Here is a 19514-nt window from a genome sequence, read left to right as displayed (position 1 = left end):
GCGGATCACGGAGTTCTCGCATCCGCACCCCGCTCGCCGGTGCGTTCGGCACGTGGTCCAGCATTGCCGAATCCCCGAACAGGAGAAGGCGATGCACCTCAGCGACCGGCAGATCACCCTGCGTTTCATGGCGGCCCCGACCGATGTCGCGACCCTCGGCGGCGGTGTCCGCGGCGGTCGGATCCTCGAATGGGTCGACAAGGCGGCCTACGCGTGCGCGGCGGCCTGGTCCGGCGGCTACAGCGTGACCGCCTACGTCGGGAACATCAGCTTCGGGCGGGACATCGATTCCGGCGACATCGTCGAGGTGACGGCCACTCTCATCCTCACCGGCCGATCGAGCATGCACATCGAATGCCGGGTGGCCTCAGCCGATCCGCGGCTCGGCGAGTTCACCGAGGCGAGTCGCTGCATCCTGGTGTTCGTCGCCGTCGGCGACGACGGCACGCCGACACCGGTCCGTCAATGGCGGCCCGTCCTGCCCGACGACCTCGACCGCGCCGCGTACGCCGCCGAACGCATCGAGGTCCGCAATCGGATCACCGCGGCGATGGCCGGGGCCGACTACGGCGCGCCGTCGACCGCACCCGAGGCCTCCACCCGATTCCTCGCCGCCCCCACCGACGTCAACTGGGGCGGCAACACCCACGGCGGCCGGGTGATGGGCTGGATCGACGACGCCGCGTACCTCTGCGGGGTGCGGTGGTGCGGCGGCGAAGCGGTGACCGTCTACATGGGCGGCGTCCGCTTCTACGAGCCGATCCGCATCGGACAGGTGGTCGAGGTCAGCGCGCGTCTGATCCACACCGGCCGCCAGACCATGCATGTCTCGGTGCACGTCCACGCCCACTGGCCGCGCGACGGGCGGCAGACGCGCCGCCTCGCGGCCCACGGTCTGACGGTGCTGGCAGCGCTCGACGCGGACGGTGACGCCGCGCCGGCACCGACGTGGACGCCGAGGCTTCCCGGCGACGTCGCCCTCGACCGACACGCCCGCGAACTGATCGCGATCCGCGGCCAGCGGCGCCCGGCTCGCGAGCACCGGATGGTGGAGATCTGACACCTGGCGCAGGCCCGGCGCGCCGTGGCATGCCGGCCCGGGATAATCGGTGCCATGACCGAATCCGCCGAGCAGAGCCGTCAGTACACCACCGCCGTCGCCGTCGAGGACTTCCGGCGCAACATCGCCGCCGTGCAGGCACGGATCGACGCCGCCGCGCGTCGGGCCGGACGTGATCCGGCTCAGGTGCAGCTCCTTCCGGTGTCGAAGACGGTGCCCGAGGAGCGGATCGTCAACGCCGTCGCCGCCGGCTGTCGTCGCCTCGGCGAGAACAAGGTGCAGGAGGCCAAGCGAAAGCACGGCGCCCTCGCCGACCTCGACGTCTCCTGGTCGGTGATCGGGCACCTGCAGACCAACAAGGCCAAGGACGTGGCCGCTTTCGCCGACGAATTCCAGGCGCTCGACAGCCTCCGCGTGGCCGAGGCGCTCGACCGCAGGCTGCAGGCCGCGGGCCGCGGCCTCGACGTGTACGTGCAGGTGAACACCTCGGGCGAGGACAGCAAGTACGGGCTCGCGCCCGACGAGCTGCCTGCGCTGCTCAGGCAGCTGCCGAACTACTCCGCCCTGCGCGTTCGAGGGCTGATGACGCTCGCGGTCTTCTCCGACGACACCGCTCGCGTGCGCTCGTGCTTCCGGCTGCTGCGCGACCTCCGCGACCGGACCCGCGACGCCGACCCGGATCTCCTCGGCGACGGCGGACTCTCGATGGGCATGTCGGGCGATTACGAGCTCGCCGTCGAAGAGGGCTCCACCTGTGTCCGGGTGGGCCAGGCGATCTTCGGCGCACGGGCGACTCCGGACAGTATGTACTGGCCGGGCTGACCGCGGCCGGTCGCGTCGCTCAGGCCTCCCTGGCGCCGATCAACGCCTCCGAGATCACGCCGGTGGCCCGCCGGAGCGCGAGGATCGCCCGCTCCTGCAGTTCATCGTCCATCCGCGACGTCGGACCGGAGATCCCGACGGCCATCGGGGTCGGCGCCCCGGGAACCGCCATCGCGACGCAGCGGACGCCGAGTTCCTGCTCCTGTTCGTCCACCGAGTAGCCGTTCGAGCGCACCCGTTCCACCTCCGCGAAGACGCCGGAGAGGGAGGTGACGCTGTATTTCGTGGTCGCGGGCATGCCCGCCTGCGACACGAGCTTGAGGATCCGGGCGTCGTCGAGCTCTGCCAGAATCGCCTTGCCGACCCCGGAATTGTGCAAGTTGACCCGTCGTCCGACCTCGTTGTTGGTGCGCATGGTGTGCGGCGACGGCACCTGGGCGGTGTAGATGACCATGTCTCCGTCGAGGACCGCGAGGCTCGCGGTCTCCGACAGCTCGGCCACCAGCGCCTCCAGTACCGGATCCGCGACCGCGCCGAGCTGCCGGTTGGCGACCTCGCCCAAGCGGATCAGTCGAGGTCCGAGCGCGTACCGCTTGTTCGGCAGCTGCCGGACGTATCCGATGCCGACGAGCGTGCGAAGCAGCCGGTGGATGGTCGGCGGAGGCAGCGGCGACTCGCCGGAGAGGTGGCTGAGCGAGCACTCGCCGCCGGCTCGGCCGATCAACTCCATCAATTCGAATGCGCGCTCGACGGACTGCACGCCGCCCGTCTTGCTCTCGCTTGCCGCTGCGGCCACCGTCTCGCTCCTCAGGTCTGGGACACCAGAACTCTATCTTCCACCATGCGGAACACAAAGCGTCTCCACAATCCGTGTCCGCTTGTGTGAAGTGCACAATTCGCACTAGACTCCACAATGCGGAATTGCAATTCCGTATTCGACTGAAAGGGAGGGTGAATGAGCAGCGGCTATCTCAGCGATTCCTTTCTGGCCGACGTCGACAGCCGATTGTCGGAGGCGGACGAGGACCTGGCACGCCGCTACCCCGGCGACGACGGTCGACGCCAGCCGGTCCACACCGTGTACGTTCCCGCCGACCGCTACACACCCGAACTCCCGCGACAGTGGGGCGCCGCCGCACTGGACGCCGCGCGCGCGGCCGGCGGCCTCGACGCGGTCGCGGCGATGATCGGACTCGGCGCCGCGCCCGAGTCCACGCCGGAACGGCTCGCCGATCTCGTCGCGGCCAAACTGAGGTCCGAACCCATCGAGGACCTCCGTCTCGACTTCGAGGACGGATACGGCGACCGCGGTGACGCCGCCGAGGACGCCGACGTCGCATCCGCCGCCGCAGCGGTGCGCTCCGCGATCGACTCCGACGCGCTCCCGCCGTTCATCGGCATCCGCTTCAAATGCTTCGAGGCTCCCGTCCGGCGCCGCGGGCTGCGCACGCTCGACGCCTTCATCGGCGCCTTGGCGGCCGGAGGGCCGCTGCCCGACGGCCTCACCCTCACGCTTCCGAAGGTCACCTCGGTGGACCAGGTGGAGGCGATGGTCCAGGTCGCGGCAGCGCTGGAACAGGCGCACGGCCTCCCGTCCCGGCGCATCCGGTTCGAGGTCCAGGTGGAGACGCCGCAGGCCGTCCTGGGCCCCGACGGCACGGCTCCGGTGGCGAGGCTGATCCATGCGGGCGACGGACGGGTCAGCTCACTGCACTACGGCACCTACGACTACTCGGCGTCGCTCGGCATCGCGGCGGCGTACCAATCGATGGAGCACCCGGCGGCCGACCACGCCAAGAACGTCATGCAGCTGGCCGTCGCCGGCACCGGCGTTCACCTGTCCGACGGTTCCACCAACGTCCTGCCCGTCGGCGACGACCGGGAGCGGGCGGCGGCCTGGCGGCTGCACGCCCGACTCGTCCGCCGCCACCTGGAGCGCGGCATCTACCAGGGGTGGGATCTGCACCCGAACCAGCTCGTGACCCGTTTCCTGGCCACCTACGCCTTCTACCGCGACGGCTTCGCTCCCGCCGCCGCGCGTCTGCGGAACTACATGCACCGCATCGACTCCGGGATTCTCGACGAGCCGGCCACGGCCCGCGCACTCGCCGGTTTCATCGACCGCGGCGCCGTCTGCGGCGCACTCCCCGCCGACGATGTGGAAGCCGCCACCGACCTCCCGATGGAGACGGTCCGGGCCGTCGCCCTCGGTCGCATCACCACTCCGCTCGCCTGAACCGAACTCACACCCCACAGAGGAGACGTCGTGACCCCACCGCAGAAAGCGTCGTACTACACTCCCCGCGGCGGCCTGCCGCCGCAGACCGCGCTGCTCACGGATCGGGCCGTGGTCACCGAGGCGTACACGGTGATCCCCCGCGGTGTCCTCTCCGACATCGTCACGTCGGTCTTCCCCGAGTGGACCCGCACGCGCGGCTGGATCCTGAATCGGCCGGTCGCCGGCGGTTCCACCACGTTCTTCCAGGCCATCATGGAGGTCCAGCCCGGTGGAGGCGCCGACCGGCCCGAGCCGCAGCCCGAGGTGGAGGGTTTCCTGTTCGTCACCTCCGGCGCGCTGTCGGTGGTCGCCGGCGGACATGCGCAGACGCTCACCGAGGGCGGGTTCGCCTACCTCCCCGCGGGCACGGCGTGGTCGGCACGCAACGACGCCGACGCCGACGCGACCTTCGTCTGGATCCGCAAGCGTTATCAGCCCGTCGACGGCCATGCGCCGTCGGTCCGCTTCGGGAACGAGCGGGACATCGAACCGTCCGCGATGCCCGGCACCGACGGCAAATGGCGCACCACCCGCATGCTCGATCCGCAGGACCTCGCCTACGACATGCATGTCAACGTCGTGACCTTCGAGCCCGGCGCCACGATCCCCTTCGCCGAGACGCACGTCATGGAGCACGGACTCCTGATGCTGGAAGGCAAGGCGGTCTACCACCTCAACGGCGACTGGGTGGAGGTGCAGGAGGGCGACTACCTCTCCCTGCGCGCGTTCTGCCCGCAGGCCTGCTACGCCGGTGGGCCGTCGAACTTCCGGTATCTGCTCTACAAGGACGTCAACCGCCAGATCCTGCTCTGACTTCAGGCAGATCGTCTCCCCGCACTCCGCCCGGTACGCGTGCTCCCCCACCGCGTGCCGGGCGGTTCCATGCTTCGGTGGTCGGCGGATCAGATCTGGAACGGCCAGCCCACGACCTTCTTCTCACGCGGCGGTGCGTACGTGCGCACCTTGGAGGTCGACAGCCCCATGCGAACGAGCCCCTCGGCGACGGTGACCGCCGAACGCACGCCGTCGACGATGGGAACGCCGGTCGCGGCCCTGACCTTCTCCTCGAGCTCGGCCATTCCGCCGCAGCCGAGGCAGATCACCTCGGCGTGATCGCGCTCGACCGCTTCGCGCGCCTGCGCGACGATCGCCTCCACGGCACGCTCCGGGTCGGACTCCAATTCGAGGACGCCGAGGCCGGACGCCCGCACCGACGCGCAGCGCGTCGCGAGACCGGCGAGGCGCAGTCGGTCCTCGATCAGCGGAACGGTGCGGTCGAGCGTCGTGACGACCGAGTACTTGTGACCGAGGTACATGGCCGTCGAGGCGGCCGCCTCGGTGATGTCGACGACGGGCACGTCGAGCAATTCCTGGAGTCCCTCTCGGCCGTGTTCGCCGTAGCCGGCCTGGACGACGGCGTCGAAGGGCTCGGGATAGGACGTGATCGCATCCATGACGGCGATAGCGGCGAGGTACGACTCGAAGTTGCCCTCGCAGGAGTCCGCGCCGAAGCGCGGAGTGACGCCGACGATCTCGGTCCCGGGCGCGGCGACGGCCCGGGCCGACTCCGCGATCGCGTCGGTCATGGACTGCGTGGTGTTGACGTTGGCGACGAGGATCCGCACGGATTCGCTCCTTCGGGGGAATGGACGGGAATGGGGCGTGCCGGACGTCAGTGCGTGCTGGCGACGGCGATGGCCTCGCCGGAGACGTCGGCGAACGGTCCCTTGCGATCGGCGACGAGCAGATAGAGGATCGCACCGACGGCGGCCCCGATGAACCACGAGTACTCCGAGACCACTTCGAAGGCCGGCACGAAAGCCAGGACGAGAGCGAACGCCGCCGTCGGGATCAGTGCGATCACCGCGCGGGGGTTGACGCCGCCCCGGTAGTGGTAGGCGCCGTCGGGGTCCTCCGTGAACAACTCGGGAACATTGACCCGCGATCGCCGGACCAGCCAGTAGTCGGCCATCACGATGCCGAACAGCGGGCCGAGCAGGGCACCGAGTCCGCCGAGGAAGTAATTGATGACCGCGGGCGAGTTGTAGAGGTTCCACGGCAGGATCACCAGACCGATGACCGCGGAGACCAGCGCCGCGCGCTGAAAGTTCAGCGTCTTGGGGAACAGATTGCTCAGCGCGTAGATCGGTGCGACGAAGTTCGCCATCATGTTGACCGCGACCGTCAGGATCAGCAGCGCGAGGCAGGCGAGCACCAGCAGGAACGTGTTCGGCACGGCCTGGACGATGTCGGCCGGCGATTCGATGACCCGGCCGTCGATCCGGAACTGCGCGCCGGCGAGGGTGATGACGATGCCGCCGAAGAGCAGCATGTTCAGCGGAATGCCGAAGAAGTTGCCCCGCACGATGGAGCCCTTCGACTTCGCGTTGCGGGTGAAGTCGCAGAAGTTGAGGACGAACGTGCCGTAGATCGCCACCCAGAGGCTGGCGCCGCCGACGATCTTGGCCCACATCTCACCGCCGGTGAGCGAGTCCGGCGTCGTCCACGCGATGGCCCAGTCGGCCTGGCCGAGCATCCAGACGGCCAGCGCGATCATGGTGATGAGAATGACGGGTCCGGCGAAGGCCTCGTACCGGCGAATCATCTCCATGCCGTAGCTGACGATCACCAGCTGGATCACCCACAGCGAGACGAACGAGATCCAGCCGAGGGTGGAGAGTCCGAGGAACCTGTTCGCATCGAGGTTCTGGGCCGACGGGATCAGCGCGACGATCAGGATGCGCAGCACCACCGACGCGAGGAAGGTCTGGATGCCGAACCAGGCGATGGCGACGGCGCCGCGGATGAGGGCGGGGATCTGCGCACCACGGATGCCGAACGAGATCCGGCTCATCACCGGGAACGGGACGCCGGTCTTCTCGCCCATGAATCCCGAGAGATTCAGGAGCAGGAACAGGAACAGTCCGCCGAGGCCGAGGGCCAGCAGGATCTGCCATCCGCCCAGGCCGAGCGCGAACAGGCCGATCGCGAACGCGTAGTTGCCGAGGCTGTGCACGTCGTTGGCCCACAGCGTGAAGATGTTGTACGCGCTCCATCGTCGTCCGGCCCGCTTGGTCGGAGCCAGATCGGCGTTGTAGAGGGCGGGACTCACGCATTCCGGCAGTCCCTGCTCGGTCCGCACGGCGACGTCGTCGAACGACACCGCGGACTCAGTGCGGCAGGCGGGGCCGGCGTCCTCGATCACTCCGGATGATTCGGTGCTCATGGCAGGACTTTCACTCGTCGCGGAGGACCTTGCCGCCAACCGCTGATTCCACTGTGTGGAATTAAGATTCCGTGGTTTTGAATATTTACGCCTACCGCTCGGTCAGATGTCAACCCCCGAGCACGTCGCACGCCCGCTGGGCACCGTTCCAAAAAACGACGATGTGATTCCACCATGAGGAATTACTCTGCGGTATTCTCTCCTCGACAGATCTGTCCGGCGACCACGTGGAGGAGCAGCCGCACATGAGTACCAGCCCGGAGAGCAACGAGACGGCGCAGTCCGTGTCCGCCGAGCCCGCGACCGCGTTCGATCTGGTCCTGCGCGGCGAGCAGATGTTGACGACGGCGGGGATCGTGGCCCGCGAGATCGGCATCCGCGACGGCCGCGTCACCGCGATCGAGCCGCTCGGCAGCGGCCTGCAGGGTGCCGAGGTCATCGAACTCGCGTCGAATCAAGTGATGATTCCGGGGCTGGTCGACACCCACGTGCACGTGAACGAGCCGGGTCGCACCGAATGGGAGGGCTTCGAGTCCGCCACCAAGGCGGCGGCCGCAGGCGGCGTCACCACGCTGATCGACATGCCGCTGAACTCGATTCCGTCCACCGTCACGGTCGAGGCGCTCAACATCAAGCGGCGGGCAGCCGCGGGCAAGACCTACATCGACGTCGGCTTCTGGGGCGGCGCCATTCCCGGCAACGAGGGCGACCTCCGCGGGCTGCACGACGAGGGCGTCTTCGGCTTCAAGTGCTTCCTGCTGCACTCCGGCGTCGACGAGTTCCCGCATCTCACCGCCGACGAGATGGAAGCGGATATGGCGGAGCTGGCGAAGTACGACTCCCTGATGATCGTTCACGCCGAGGACTCGCGGGCGATCGACCACGCGCCCACCGCGGAGGGCAACCAGTATGCGAACTTCCTGGCCTCCCGCCCGCGCGGCGCAGAGAACGTGGCGGTCGCCGAGGTGATCGAGCGCGCCCGCTGGACCGGCGCCCGCGCGCACATCCTGCACCTGTCGTCCTCGGACGCACTGCCGATGATCGCCTCGGCGCGCCGCGACGGCGTCAAGCTCACCGTCGAGACGTGTCCGCACTACCTGACGCTGCTCGCCGAGGAGATCCCCAACGGCGCCACCGCGTACAAATGCTGTCCGCCGATCCGCGAGGCGTCGAACCGAGAACTGCTCTGGCAGGGGCTGCTCGACGGCACCATCGACTGCATCGTGTCCGACCACTCGCCGTCGACGGTCGACCTCAAAGACGTCGAGGGCGGCGACTTCGGCGTCGCCTGGGGCGGCGTCGCATCACTGCAACTGGGACTGTCGCTGATCTGGACCGAGGCCAAGCGCCGCGGCATCGGCCTGCCGCAGGTGATGGAATGGATGTCGGCCAAGCCCGCGGCTCTGGCCGGGCTGACCAACAAGGGCCGCATCGCCCTCGGCTGCGACGCCGACTTCGCGATCTTCGAGCCCGATTCGGCGCAGGTGGTCGACGTCCGCAACCTGCATCACAAGAACCCGATCAGTCCGTACGACGGCCGCGCCCTGGCCGGCGTCGTCACGGGCACCTGGCTTCGCGGTCAGAAAGTCGACTTCGAGAACCCCCGCGGCCGGATGCTGCGCCGCGGAGACGTCTGATCCCATCACCTGGTCAGACAACGGAAAACGACTTCGCCGGCGAGGCACCACCTCGCCGGCGAAGTGCGTTGTGGCACAGCGAACTTCCAAACGCTTGTCGGCTGATCGGTCTAATCGTCCACCGGGCTCGCTGATATCCCCGAACAAGACATTGCCGACTCCTAAGATTCGTACGGTTTCCGCGCATTGCGCACACGCACATTCAGGAGCACGATGACCAATCAGCCACCCCTTCCACCGAATGGCCCCTACCCGCAGTATGGCCATCCACAGTATGGCCATCCACCCGTCGGCCAAGGGATGCAACCGCCCGTGCCGCCGGCCAAGCAGCGCAAGAAGTGGCCATGGATCGTCGGCATCGTCGTCGTAGTGGTGATCATCGCGGCGGCGATGAGCGGCGGCGACGACGACAAGTCCACTGACAAGACTGCGAAGAGCGCGGCGACCGTTTCCCAGCGAGCCGACACAGCGACCGCTGTCCCAGACGATGAAACGTACGAGAAGTCTGACAAGAAGCCGAAGGACGCGGGGCTCAACACTCCCGTCCGGGATGGCAAGTTCGAGTTCACTGTCACCGGTGTCGAGAAGGGCGTGCCCTCTGTGGGTGACAATCCCTACCTCACCGAGCAGGCTCAAGGGCAGTTCGTCATCCTGTCGGTCACAGTGAAGAACATCGGGAAGAAGCCCCAGTCCTTCTCTCCGACCGCCCAGAAGCTGACCGACTCCGAAGACCGGACATTCGAGCCCGACACGACAGCGCAGATCGCGCTCGGCGGGTCGGACATCACCGTCTGGGACAACATCAACCCGGGCAACGCAGTCGACGTCAAGCTCGTATTCGATATGCCGAAGGGCGCTGTTCCCGCAGCCGTGGAACTGCACGATTCGATGTTCTCGAATGGAGCCTCGGTGGATCTGGCCTAACCGCCTACACCACACGCTTCAGGCGGTCACCCGGGTCATCGCCCAGGTCCAGCACCTCGTTGAAGCCGTCGACGAGGCACTCGGCGAACAATTCCGGCTCGGTGACGGCGGCGGCGTCGAAGTTCAGGCCGAGGCACGCCGTGCCGTTGTGCGTGATCATCGTGGCCATCACCGCGCAGCCGGGCAGCGGGCCGAAGGGGAACATCCGCTCCACACGGGCGCCGGCGACGAACGTCTCCCACGGAATCCCCGGCACATTGCTGGCCTGCAGATCGTTCTGCGACGTGGTGCCGCTGAACTGCGCCAGCAGCGGGCCGGGCAGCCAAGCCGCCACCGGCCCGATGGTGTTGAGGATGTCGACCGCGGGCTCGGCGCGCGCCGCGCGGACCTGCTCCCGGATGGTCAGCACACGCTCGAACGGGTCGTCGATCCCGATCGGTCCCGCGAGCCGCCCGACAGCGATCCGGTTTCCGCCATCGGGATCGCCGGGTTCACGGACCGAGATGGGGATCGCGACGGGAATCGTGTCGACCACTGTCCCCATCCTCTCGTGGTACCGCCGGAAGCCGCCGATCAGGCCGCCGAGGTAGACGTCGTTGATCGACGCGCCGGTCGCCGAACTCACGGCGCGCAGCGCGGCGAAGTCCACCTCGAACGCACTGAACCGCCACGAGAGGCTGCGAGCCGCCAGCAGCGGTGATCCGGGCGGACTGATCATTCCGGCGACTCGCGGAACCGATCGGCCGTACCGAAGCACGCGGCGCAGGGTCCGCTTGGGATCACCGATCGCCCGGACTCCGGCGACGGCGAGTCCGGCCAGTTTCGGCAGCCGGCGGATCTCCTCCCCGATCTGGCGGCTCAGCACGTCGAGAGACGACAGATCCCCGGGTGCGGGGGCGGGCGGCTGCGGCTTGCCCGGTATCGGCTCGCGGCTGGTGGAATGCAGTTGCGCGAGAACGAGAATCGCACCGAGTCCGTCGGTGAGAGCATGATGCGCCTTGAAGAAGTACGCGGTCTTGCCGTCGGCCAGCCCGTCGATGAGGTAGCCCTCCCACGGCGGTCGAGCCGAGTCGAGCGGTGTCATCGCGAGCTGTTCGCAGAGGGTGAGGACCTCGCGCATCGATCCGTCGCCGGCCACCCGGACGCGCCGCAGGTGGTAGTGCAAGTCGAAGTCGGGGTCCACCTCCCAACTCGGGGTGCCGGTGCGCAGCGGCGATTCGATCACTCGCTGACGGAACCGCGGCGCCATCCGGCTTCCCCAGTCGTGCGCCGCCACGAGCCGATCCCAATCCGGTTCACAGTCGTAGACCTCGAGCATCGAGATCGTCGACCGCAACCGGCGGTCGGCGTCGCCGCGCCACATGACCGTGTCGACCGCACTCATCTCCGGTTCGGTGCCCCATGCAAGAGGCCGGTCCACCACCGGCTCGCGCGGTGCGCCGGAATCACTCGTCACCTTCGGACTCCTGCCACTCGAAGACTCCCATCGTCCTGGTCATCCGGCCGTCGTCGAACGCGGTGACCGGCCAGTCGGCCAGCGCGTCCAGGAACTGCTGTCGCACCTGGCTCGCGTACTCGCCGACCTTCTCGGGCACCCACGAGGAGGTGTCCACCGGCGGCAGCACTCGGACCTCGACCGTGCCGGGTTTGATCAACTGCGCTCCGCGCCACATCAGCTCGCCCGCGTTGCGCAAGACCACCGGCACCACCGGCACGCCGGCCTGCATGGCGATGTGGAACGGTCCCTTCTTGAACTCACCGATCCGCGGCGTCGCCGACCTCGTCCCCTCCGGGGCCACGACGAGCGAGAACCCCTCGTCGACCACCTTCCGGACCACCGGTTCCAACTGTTCGATCGCCCGGCCGGCGTCGGCGCGGTCGATGAACGCCACACCCCCGACCTCCAGGATTCTGCCGAACAGCGGCAGGTCGCGGATCTCCTTCTTCGCCACCCCCGTGGCCTGGCCGCGGATGAGATGGATCATCACCGGGAGATCGAGCTTGGACTGGTGGTTGAACACGAAGACGCACGGTCGAGCCGACTGCAGATAGCCGCCTCCGTCGAGGACGTCCACCCGGACCCCGGCGAGTGCGAAACCGGTGTCGATCCCCGACGAGACAGCCTTCTGCATCACCTGCGTGCCGTCGTCGCTGAGCACTCCCCTGGCGAATCCGACGGCGGCGCCTCCGAGAAACGAGCCGTAGAAGGCACTGGTGCGGGCGAGCATGCCGAGCCTGTTGTGCGACGGATTCCGCAGTTCCAGGATCGGCCAGCCACGCGATTCGGCGACCGCCCGCAGCCCCCGCTGGGGCGACACCGCCGCCGGATGTCCTACCGCCTCCAGATAGGGCACATCCTCGTTTCCGTCGCTGTAGGCGAACGACGACGCCAGGTCCAGATCGTGCTCGGCGGCCAGACGCCGCACCGCGGCGGCCTTGCCGGGGCCCCACAGCGGTCTGCCGAGGATCTTGCCGGTCGCGATCCCATCGATCACCTCGACGTCGGTCGCGAGCGCGTCGTCGGCATCGATCTGCCGGGCGATGGGCTCGATCTGAAAGCGCGTGGCCGAGGACGCGATCACGATGCGGTGTCCCTTGGACCGGTGCGCGCGAATGATCTGCCACATCTGCGGCCGCAGCTTGGAGGCCGTGTCCTCTTTGAACAGCCGCTCGCCCATCGCCAGCAACTCGGCGTAGGTCTTGCCTGCGAACGCCGGCCGCGTGGCTTCGAGCACCTCGGCGAAGTCCTGCTCCGACGAGCAGCCGCGCAGGGCGATCATCAGTCCGTCGAGGAGTTCGCCGGGCGTGAACTCGAGGCTGCGCAGACGCGCCCGCAGGATCGCCGTGGCCGAGAACCCCTCGATCAGCGTTCCGTCGTAGTCGAAGAAGGCACAGACCCGCCCGCCCTCGGGCGCGGACCGGATCGCCCGCAGCCGCTCCGCCAGCGCACTCATGCGTCCGCCTCCCGCGCTGCGGCCTGCGCCGCTTCGATCTCGGCGATCCGGGCGAGCCTGCACCGCATCTCCTCCACCTCGTCGAGCCAGGCTCTGCGGCGGGAGGCCACCTCGCTCGCCGAATCACCGTGCACCGCGCCGCGGTTGTCGGCCAGCCGGTACGCGCCGTCGTACAGTTCCCGGGACACCGAGTCCTTGCTGTGCACCACGCCCTGCAACGACAACTGGCGGCCCAGGCCGAGACACTCGGTCAACACCTCCTCCTTGTCGAGTTCCTCGGATCCGAGGGCGACCAGCCGGGTCGCCACCACCAGCTGCGCGTCGAAGAAGGTCTGCAGCGTGCGGCGGGCGAACAGTTGCCCCGCGCTCGCCAGCAGCGCCGCATGCACCCATTCCTTGGTCCGCCGGTCGGTCCGCCAACCGGGAGCGAGCAGATCCATCTCGGCTCCGAGCCGATGGAGGAACTCCTGCTTGGCGGGGAAGAAGAACTCGAACTTGAGCAGATCGCGGATGCGGAGCACCTCCTGCTGCGCGGGAGCGAGCAGCCCCTCGTCGGCGCCGGCCTGCGCGTCGGGCGCCGGGCCTCCCTCCACCACGTCGCCCGCCGACACGGCGAGCATCCCCAGTTCGACGATCGCCCGGCCGACGAAGTGGTGCAGCGCGCCGTTGCGGTAGTAGGCGGCGACCGCATGATTGTCGGGGGCGATGGACCACACCTGCTCCGGGCCGCCGTCGAAGGTCTCGAGGACACCGGCGTCGGTGAGTTCGCGGAGCGTGGTGAGCAGCCCGAGCCCGCGGCACAGCGACGGGTCGGGGCCGGGCAGGCCGCGGGTGTCGATGTAGGTCAGCAACGGCGCCAGAATCACCTCGATCTCCCGCGCCGTGTACGCCCGGTCCGCGGCGCCGAGCAATGCGAACCCGGCCAGAGACGTCGCCGAGATCGGAGTCGCGGCGTTGATCTCGTCCATGACCTTGAACGCGACCTTCTCCAGGCGTGCCCGCCCGGTCCCCGCCTCGGCCAGCGCTTCGCGGAGCGAGAACGGTTCACCGAACCGGACGCGGGCCTCGCCGCGATACGTCCGCTGGGCGCGAGCGTACTTGAGCAGCCACTTGAGGTCCTCGGGACTCTTGGTGCCCCCGGCCGACTCCTTCGCCATGGCGGCGATCTCCGGAAGCTGGTCGTAGACGATCGAGGTCGGCACCACCACCACGTCCGCGGCGTCGAGCGCCTCCACAGCGTCCGCGACGTAGGCGAGCAGACCGAGCATCGGCGGCCGCAGCTTGCCGGTCCGGCTTCGGCCGCCCTCGATGTACCACTCCAGATTGAAGCGCTTCTCGACGATGAAGGAGAGGTACGAGCGCATCGCCAGCTTGTAGACCGGGTCGGCGCCGAACTTGCGCCGGATGAACACGGTGCCCGCGCGGCGGGCGATCGGTCCCATCGGCCAGAACGCCAGGTTCTCACCCCCGAGCACGAGGTTCGGCGGAAAGTCGTGCTGATGCAGCACACTGGCCAGGATCAGCGAGTCGACGTACGACCGGTGCGAGGGCAGGAACACCAGCGAACTCGACTTGTTGACCGAGCGCAGACGTCCGAGGGTGTCCAGATCCGCCGACACCGACCATGCGCGCTCGTAAAGTCCGCTGAAAGTGGAGGTGAAGACGTCGCGGACCAGTCTGCTCTGGGTTGCGACGAAGGCGCTCATCTTGTCGGTGGCCTCCTGCGCCACGGATGCGGCGGACCGCCCGAGTTCGGCCGCGAGTTCGGCGGCCGCGGCCTGGAATCTGGCCGACGAGCTGATCTGCTCGGCCACCAGTCGCGGCACCTTGTACCGGGTTCCGACGAGTTCGAGTTCCGCGCGCTCGGCCGAGATCGCGGCCTGCATGCCGACGAAGCCTGCGAACGACGTCCCCTCGGCCTGCCGCTCGTCGTAGCGAGCGCCGAGTTCGGCCACTGTGGCGGGGACGCCCTGCACCACGCGGACCCGATCCGGTCCGTGCCTGCGGATGGCCGCCTGCCGGAAGGCCGGTGGGCGCCGCGGATTCGAGAGCACGATCGCGTCGGCCAACGCGACCTTGCGTTCACCGCGACGCACCGGCGGCAACCACACCACGCGCGCCGGAATCAGGGTGGTGTCCGGATCGAGAGCGGCCACGTCGACGTCCTCGAGCCTGACCACGCCGACACCCGGATGATGCTTCGCCGCCCACTCGTCGAGGATCTCCTGCTCCACTCCGGTCCGCACCTGCGCCAGTACGATCGCGCTCACCGAATCTCCTCGTCCGACGATCTGCCCCCGGACACGGCTGAGTTCCGGCGGGAACTGAATTGTCGCCGATCGCGGATCGGTCCGGGGCGGTATTCGATGCCGTTCGGTATTCCGGTCGAGCCGGCACCAAACACTCCCGCCGGTCTTGATCGTCTGATCTACTCGATCGTGTGAGTGTTTCGACCTCCGCGCCGCCGGTGTCACGCCGGGTCACCGCGGGCTTCGCGGCCGGCAGTCTGGGAACCGGTGGCTTCGGCGTGCTGCCCGGACTGGTGCTGGCGTACTACCTCACGGACACTCTCGCGGTCGGCGCCCTGCTCGCCTCGGCGATCGTGGTGATCCCCAAGATCGTCGACGTCCTGGTGAACCCGCTGATCGGCGCTCGCAACGACACCGCGTTCGCCGCCACCGGATCCCGCACGCGGTTGATGTGGATCGGCACCCTCGCGATCGTGCCGACGTTCATCCTCACCTTCGCCGCACCGACGGCCGCGCCGCCCGCGGTGGCCGCACTGTGGGTGCTCGTCTTCTTCACCACCGCTGCCGTGGCCTACGCCTGCTTTCAGGTCCCGTACATCGCGCTGCCCACCGATCTGACGCCCGACTATCACGCGCGCACACGTCTGATCTCGGCGCGGATCGCGGTTCTCGCGCTGGCGATCCTGTTGATCGGCGCGGGCGCTCCCGCGGTCCGCGATGCGCTCGGGGGCGGCGCCGCCGGTTACGCGGTGATGGCTGCGGTGTCCGTGGCCGTGATCGCGGGAGGCATGGCCGTCTCGACAGCGGTCGCCGGCGCCGCGGGCCGTCGGGCGCCGATCCGGGCGCGGACCGCGACGCACGCGGTGGGCGGAGCCGCGGCGTTCCGGGCCGTCCGCGATCATCACCACTATCGGGTCCTGTTGTCGGTCTTCGTGATTCAGGCGCTCGCGAGCGCGGTGATGCTCGCCGGAGCGCAGTATCTGGCGACCTACGTCCTCGACAGCTCCGCCGCGCTGACCCCGCTGTTCGTCGCGCTCGTGGCACCGGCGCTGCTGGTGATGCCGCTGTGGGTCCGTGTGGGACGACGTTTCGGGAAGCTGCGCGGTCTGTACGCGGCGTCGGCGTTGTTCCTGCTCGCGGACGTGATCCTCGCTTTCGCGATCGCGGCGCCGGGGGCGTGGGTCTTCGGAGTCCTGGCGATCACCGGCGTCGGCTACGCCGGCATGCAGACCTTTCCGCTCGCGATGCTTCCCGACGTGATCGACGAATACTCCGCGCGCACCGGCCGCGAGCAGGGCGGCGCCCTGTCCGGCCTCTGGACCGCGGGCGAAACGCTGGGCATGGCCGTGGGACCGGGTCTGTACCTGCTGGTGCTCGCGGCCACCGGGTTCGTCTCGTCGACGGCCGACACGGTCGCCGATCAGCCGCGCAGCGCGATCATCGGCATCACCGCGGGATTCTCGGTGCTGCCCGCAGTCCTGGTGACGCTGAGTCTGGTGCTGCTGACCCGCTACGAGAGGAGACACCCGTGACGAGCCGCGACCCGGACGAGGTACTGGCCAGACTGCGCCGACTGCGCGAATCCGACGCGCCGACCCACGGCGGCCGGATCCTCTCCTACGTGTACGACAGCGGGCTGGGCGTCCTCGACCGGCTGGCCGCGGACGCAGCCGAGCTCGTCCGTCCGGTGAACGGACTCGATCCCACGGTCTTCGGATCGGTCGCCGCGATGGAACGCGATCTGATCGAGTTCTCCCGGAGCGCGTTCGGCTCCCCCGACGCCGTCGGGACGGTCACCTCCGGCGGCACCGAGAGCTGCCTCCTCGCCGTCGCCGCGGCCCGCCGGACCTCCGGGCTCCCGCGCGGGCACGGAAATGTGGTCGCACCGTCGACGGCGCACGCCGCCTTCGACAAGGCCGCCGAACTGCTCGGCGTCGATCTACGACGAGTTCCGGTGGATCCCGACTCCACTCGACCGTCCGCCGCCGACGTCGCCGCGCACGTCGACGACGAGACCTTCCTGCTGGTCGCGTCCGCTCCGAACTATCCGACCGGAACGATGGACCCGATCGCCGAGTTCGGCGCGCTGGCGCTCGAACGCGGGCTGCCGCTGCACGTGGATGCCTGTCTCGGCGGCTTCGCACTCGCCTGGTGGCCCGAACCGTCCGATCCGTGGGACCTGTCCGTGCCCGGTGTCACCAGCCTGTCCGCCGACTTCCACAAATACGGCTACGCCCCGAAGGGCGCGTCCATCCTGCTGCACACCGATCGGGATCGGCACCGCGCCGGCTACTTCGCCACCGCGGACTGGCCGGGCTATCCGGTGGTCAACCCGACGCTGCTCGGGTCGCGATCGGCCACCGGCACCGCCGCAGCGTGGGCGATCACCCAGTTCCTCGGCCCCGAGGGGTTCGCCGGACTCGTCGGCGACGTCGCCGCCGCGCGCACGGCGCTCCTCGAACAGATCTGCGCCATCGACGGGCTCCGGGTGGTCGGCGACCCCTTCGGTCCGGTCTTCGCGGTGGCCGCCGACCACGCGTCGGCGCGGCCGATCGACCCCCACCGGTGGGCCGACGAGGTCCACGCGCGTGGATTCACCCTGCAGGCGCAGCCCCGCTACCGGCAGTCCGACGGCTCCGAACTCGCCGCGAGCACCCACCTGACGATCACTCCGGTGACCCGGACGGTGGCCGCCGAGCTGTCGGCCGCAATGGTCGACGCCGCGACCGCGGCTCGTGCACTTCCGCCGATCGACGCACCGGGCCCGCTCCGCGAGCTGGCCGCGGCGTTCGAGTCGGGAGCCGTCACGGTCGAGGACGCCGTCGGGCTGGACTCGGCGGCCACCGAGGCCGTGCTGATCGGAGCGGGGATCGACCCGCACTCCGACCCGGCGCGGTCGGAGGAGGCGCTCGACATCGGCGCCGTGATCGCCGCCATCGACCTCCTCCCCCGACCGGTGACGGCGAAGATGCTCATCGAGTTCCTCGCCGCCTTCACCAATCCGCCGCCGGCCGGGACGGGCACTACAGTGCGCGCGAGATGATCTCCTTCATGATCTCGTTGGTGCCGCCGTAGATCATCTGGACGCGGTTGTCGGCCCACATGCGGGCGATCGGGTACTCGTTCATGTAGCCGTAGCCGCCGAAGAGCTGCAGGCAGGTGTCGGCGACCTGCATGGCCTTCTCGGTGGTCCACCACTTCGACATCGCCACGGTCGGGATGTCGAGTTCTCCGCGCAGGTGCTGCTCGATGCAGTCGTCGATGAACACCCGGGCGACGTGTGCTTCGGTCGCGACCTCGGCGAGCTTGAACTTGGTGTTCTGGAAGCCGTAGATCGGACGGCCGAAGGCGGTGCGCTCCTTGGTGTACTCGAGCGTCTTCTCCAGGGCGACCTCCATGCCTGCGACGGACGCGACACCGATGATCAGGCGCTCCTGCGGAAGCTGCGTCATCAGCTGGATGAAGCCCAGCCCCTCCTGGTCGCCGAGCAGATTCGACTGCGGCACACGCACACCCGAGAAGTTCAGCTCGGCCGTGTCCTGGCCGCGCATGCCGACCTTGTCGAGGATCCGGCCGCGGCTGAAGCCCTCGCGGTCGGTCTCGACCAGGATTAGCGAGATGCCCTTGGCGCCCTCGTTGGTGTCGGTCTTGGCGACGACGATCACCAGATCGGCCTGGCCGCCGTTGGTGATGAAGGTCTTGGAACCGTCGATGACGTAATCGTCACCGTCCTTGATCGCCTTGGTCTTGACGTTCTGCAGGTCCGATCCCGTTCCCGGCTCGGTCATGGCGATCGCACCGACCACCTCTCCCGAGGCCATCTTCGGCAACCAGTGCTGCTTCTGCTCCTCGGAGCCGTACGCGAGCAGGTAGTGCGCGACGATCCCGTTGTGCAGGCTCTGGCCCCATGACGAGTCGACGGCCCGCGCCTGCTCCTCGATCAGGACCGCCTCGTGGGCGAACGTGCCGCCGCCGCCCCCGTACTCCTCCGGGATCGACATGCAGAGCAGGCCCACCTCGCCCGCTTTGAGCCACAGATCGCGGTCGACGTGGTGCTGCTCGATGAAGCGTTCGGTGTTCGGAGCGAGCTCCTTCTCGCAGAACGCGCGCGCCATGTCGCGCAGCGCGGTGAGTTCCTCGGTCTCCCACGAAGGACGTCGTGCCATGAGTTGAGCTACCTATCTCGAGTGCGGTGTTCGACGCTGAGCGTGCCGCCCAGCCCTACCGGCGACTATACAGTCGTACCGTATTTTGAGTGCCTCGCGAGCTTAACATCGCTCGATGTCAACGTCGCGTCCGGGGCGGCGCCGACCGCCGCTCCGGCCACCCCGCGCACAACCGTAAACGCCCGGAACCAGGCGGTT

At 68.7% G+C, this 19514-nt stretch carries 15 protein-coding genes; 8 read left to right on the top strand and 7 right to left on the bottom strand.

From position 1 onward, the window contains the following. Positions 1–91 precede the first annotated feature (91 nt). Both ACK8HH_RS06840 and ACK8HH_RS06835 read left to right on the top strand, forming a co-directional pair. Positions 92–1060, top strand: coding sequence for an acyl-CoA thioesterase (locus ACK8HH_RS06840; RefSeq protein WP_278126983.1), 969 nt, complete (start codon positions 92–94; stop codon positions 1058–1060). Positions 1061–1114: 54 nt separating this feature from the next. After that, entirely contained in the window at positions 1115–1882 is a 768-nt protein-coding gene (locus ACK8HH_RS06835; protein ID WP_278126982.1) for a YggS family pyridoxal phosphate-dependent enzyme, read from the top strand. A 19-nt stretch (positions 1883–1901) separates the two neighbouring features. Here the strand turns inward: ACK8HH_RS06835 and ACK8HH_RS06830 are convergent, their stop codons facing one another. Then, positions 1902–2678 (bottom strand): IclR family transcriptional regulator, encoded by a 777-nt coding sequence (locus ACK8HH_RS06830; protein WP_278126980.1) that lies wholly within the window; start codon positions 2676–2678, stop codon positions 1902–1904. Positions 2679–2837: 159 nt separating this feature from the next. Here ACK8HH_RS06830 and ACK8HH_RS06825 point away from each other — a divergent pair, with 159 nt between their 5' ends. Further along, positions 2838–4118 (top strand): DUF6986 family protein, encoded by a 1281-nt coding sequence (locus ACK8HH_RS06825; protein WP_278126978.1) that lies wholly within the window; start codon positions 2838–2840, stop codon positions 4116–4118. A 30-nt stretch (positions 4119–4148) separates the two neighbouring features. Beyond that, on the top strand, positions 4149–4973 hold the full coding sequence (locus ACK8HH_RS06820; RefSeq protein ID WP_278126977.1) for a bifunctional allantoicase/(S)-ureidoglycine aminohydrolase: 825 nt from the start codon (positions 4149–4151) through the stop codon (positions 4971–4973). Between the two features lie 89 nt (positions 4974–5062). Here the strand turns inward: ACK8HH_RS06820 and ACK8HH_RS06815 are convergent, their stop codons facing one another. Together ACK8HH_RS06815 and ACK8HH_RS06810 are read right to left on the bottom strand one after the other, a co-directional pair. Continuing rightward, the gene (locus tag ACK8HH_RS06815; protein ID WP_006896555.1) at positions 5063–5785 is read right to left on the bottom strand and encodes an aspartate/glutamate racemase family protein; all 723 of its coding nucleotides are present in this window, start codon (positions 5783–5785) and stop codon (positions 5063–5065) included. A 47-nt stretch (positions 5786–5832) separates the two neighbouring features. Continuing rightward, positions 5833–7386, bottom strand: a complete 1554-nt coding sequence (locus ACK8HH_RS06810) for an NCS1 family nucleobase:cation symporter-1 (protein ID WP_278126974.1) — start codon at positions 7384–7386, stop codon at positions 5833–5835. 245 nt (positions 7387–7631) lie between these two features. On the opposite strand from ACK8HH_RS06810, the gene allB reads away from it, so the two are divergent. Then, positions 7632–9023, top strand: coding sequence for an allantoinase AllB (gene allB / locus ACK8HH_RS06805; protein WP_039867516.1), 1392 nt, complete (start codon positions 7632–7634; stop codon positions 9021–9023). Positions 9024–9236: 213 nt separating this feature from the next. After that, positions 9237–9947: a DUF4352 domain-containing protein gene (locus ACK8HH_RS06800; RefSeq protein WP_278126972.1), complete on the top strand. Its 711-nt coding sequence runs from the start codon at positions 9237–9239 to the stop codon at positions 9945–9947. 4 nt (positions 9948–9951) lie between these two features. On the opposite strand, the gene ACK8HH_RS06795 is transcribed toward ACK8HH_RS06800, so the two are convergent. Genes ACK8HH_RS06795 through ACK8HH_RS06785 form a run of 3 tightly spaced genes read right to left on the bottom strand, consistent with a single transcriptional unit; the run spans position 9952 to position 15171 of the window. Further along, positions 9952–11403, bottom strand: coding sequence for a wax ester/triacylglycerol synthase domain-containing protein (locus ACK8HH_RS06795; RefSeq protein ID WP_372452529.1), 1452 nt, complete (start codon positions 11401–11403; stop codon positions 9952–9954). Beyond that, positions 11393–12901: an HAD-IB family hydrolase gene (locus tag ACK8HH_RS06790; RefSeq protein WP_006896550.1), complete on the bottom strand. Its 1509-nt coding sequence runs from the start codon at positions 12899–12901 to the stop codon at positions 11393–11395. The genes ACK8HH_RS06795 and ACK8HH_RS06790 overlap by 11 nt, the downstream gene beginning before the upstream one ends. Next, positions 12898–15171 carry a glycerol-3-phosphate 1-O-acyltransferase gene (locus ACK8HH_RS06785; protein WP_006896549.1) on the bottom strand — a complete coding sequence of 758 codons (2274 nt, stop codon included), beginning with the start codon at positions 15169–15171 and terminating at the stop codon, positions 12898–12900. The genes ACK8HH_RS06790 and ACK8HH_RS06785 overlap by 4 nt, the downstream gene beginning before the upstream one ends. Before the next feature lie 170 nt (positions 15172–15341). Between ACK8HH_RS06785 and ACK8HH_RS06780 the strand changes: the two genes are divergently transcribed. Both ACK8HH_RS06780 and ACK8HH_RS06775 read left to right on the top strand, forming a co-directional pair. Further along, positions 15342–16682, top strand: a complete 1341-nt coding sequence (locus tag ACK8HH_RS06780) for an MFS transporter (protein ID WP_006896548.1) — start codon at positions 15342–15344, stop codon at positions 16680–16682. Then, positions 16679–18193, top strand: coding sequence for a pyridoxal phosphate-dependent decarboxylase family protein (locus tag ACK8HH_RS06775; protein ID WP_062367577.1), 1515 nt, complete (start codon positions 16679–16681; stop codon positions 18191–18193). The genes ACK8HH_RS06780 and ACK8HH_RS06775 overlap by 4 nt, the downstream gene beginning before the upstream one ends. Here the strand turns inward: ACK8HH_RS06775 and ACK8HH_RS06770 are convergent. Next, entirely contained in the window at positions 18174–19316 is a 1143-nt protein-coding gene (locus ACK8HH_RS06770) for an acyl-CoA dehydrogenase family protein (RefSeq protein WP_006896546.1), read from the bottom strand. The genes ACK8HH_RS06775 and ACK8HH_RS06770 overlap by 20 nt on opposite strands. Between the last annotated feature and the right edge of the window lie 198 nt (positions 19317–19514).

Source organism: Gordonia sp. LUNF6, assembly GCF_047041125.1.
Taxonomy (GTDB): Bacteria; Actinomycetota; Actinomycetes; order Mycobacteriales; family Mycobacteriaceae; genus Gordonia; species Gordonia sihwensis.
This window is presented reverse-complemented; position numbering and strand designations above follow the sequence as displayed.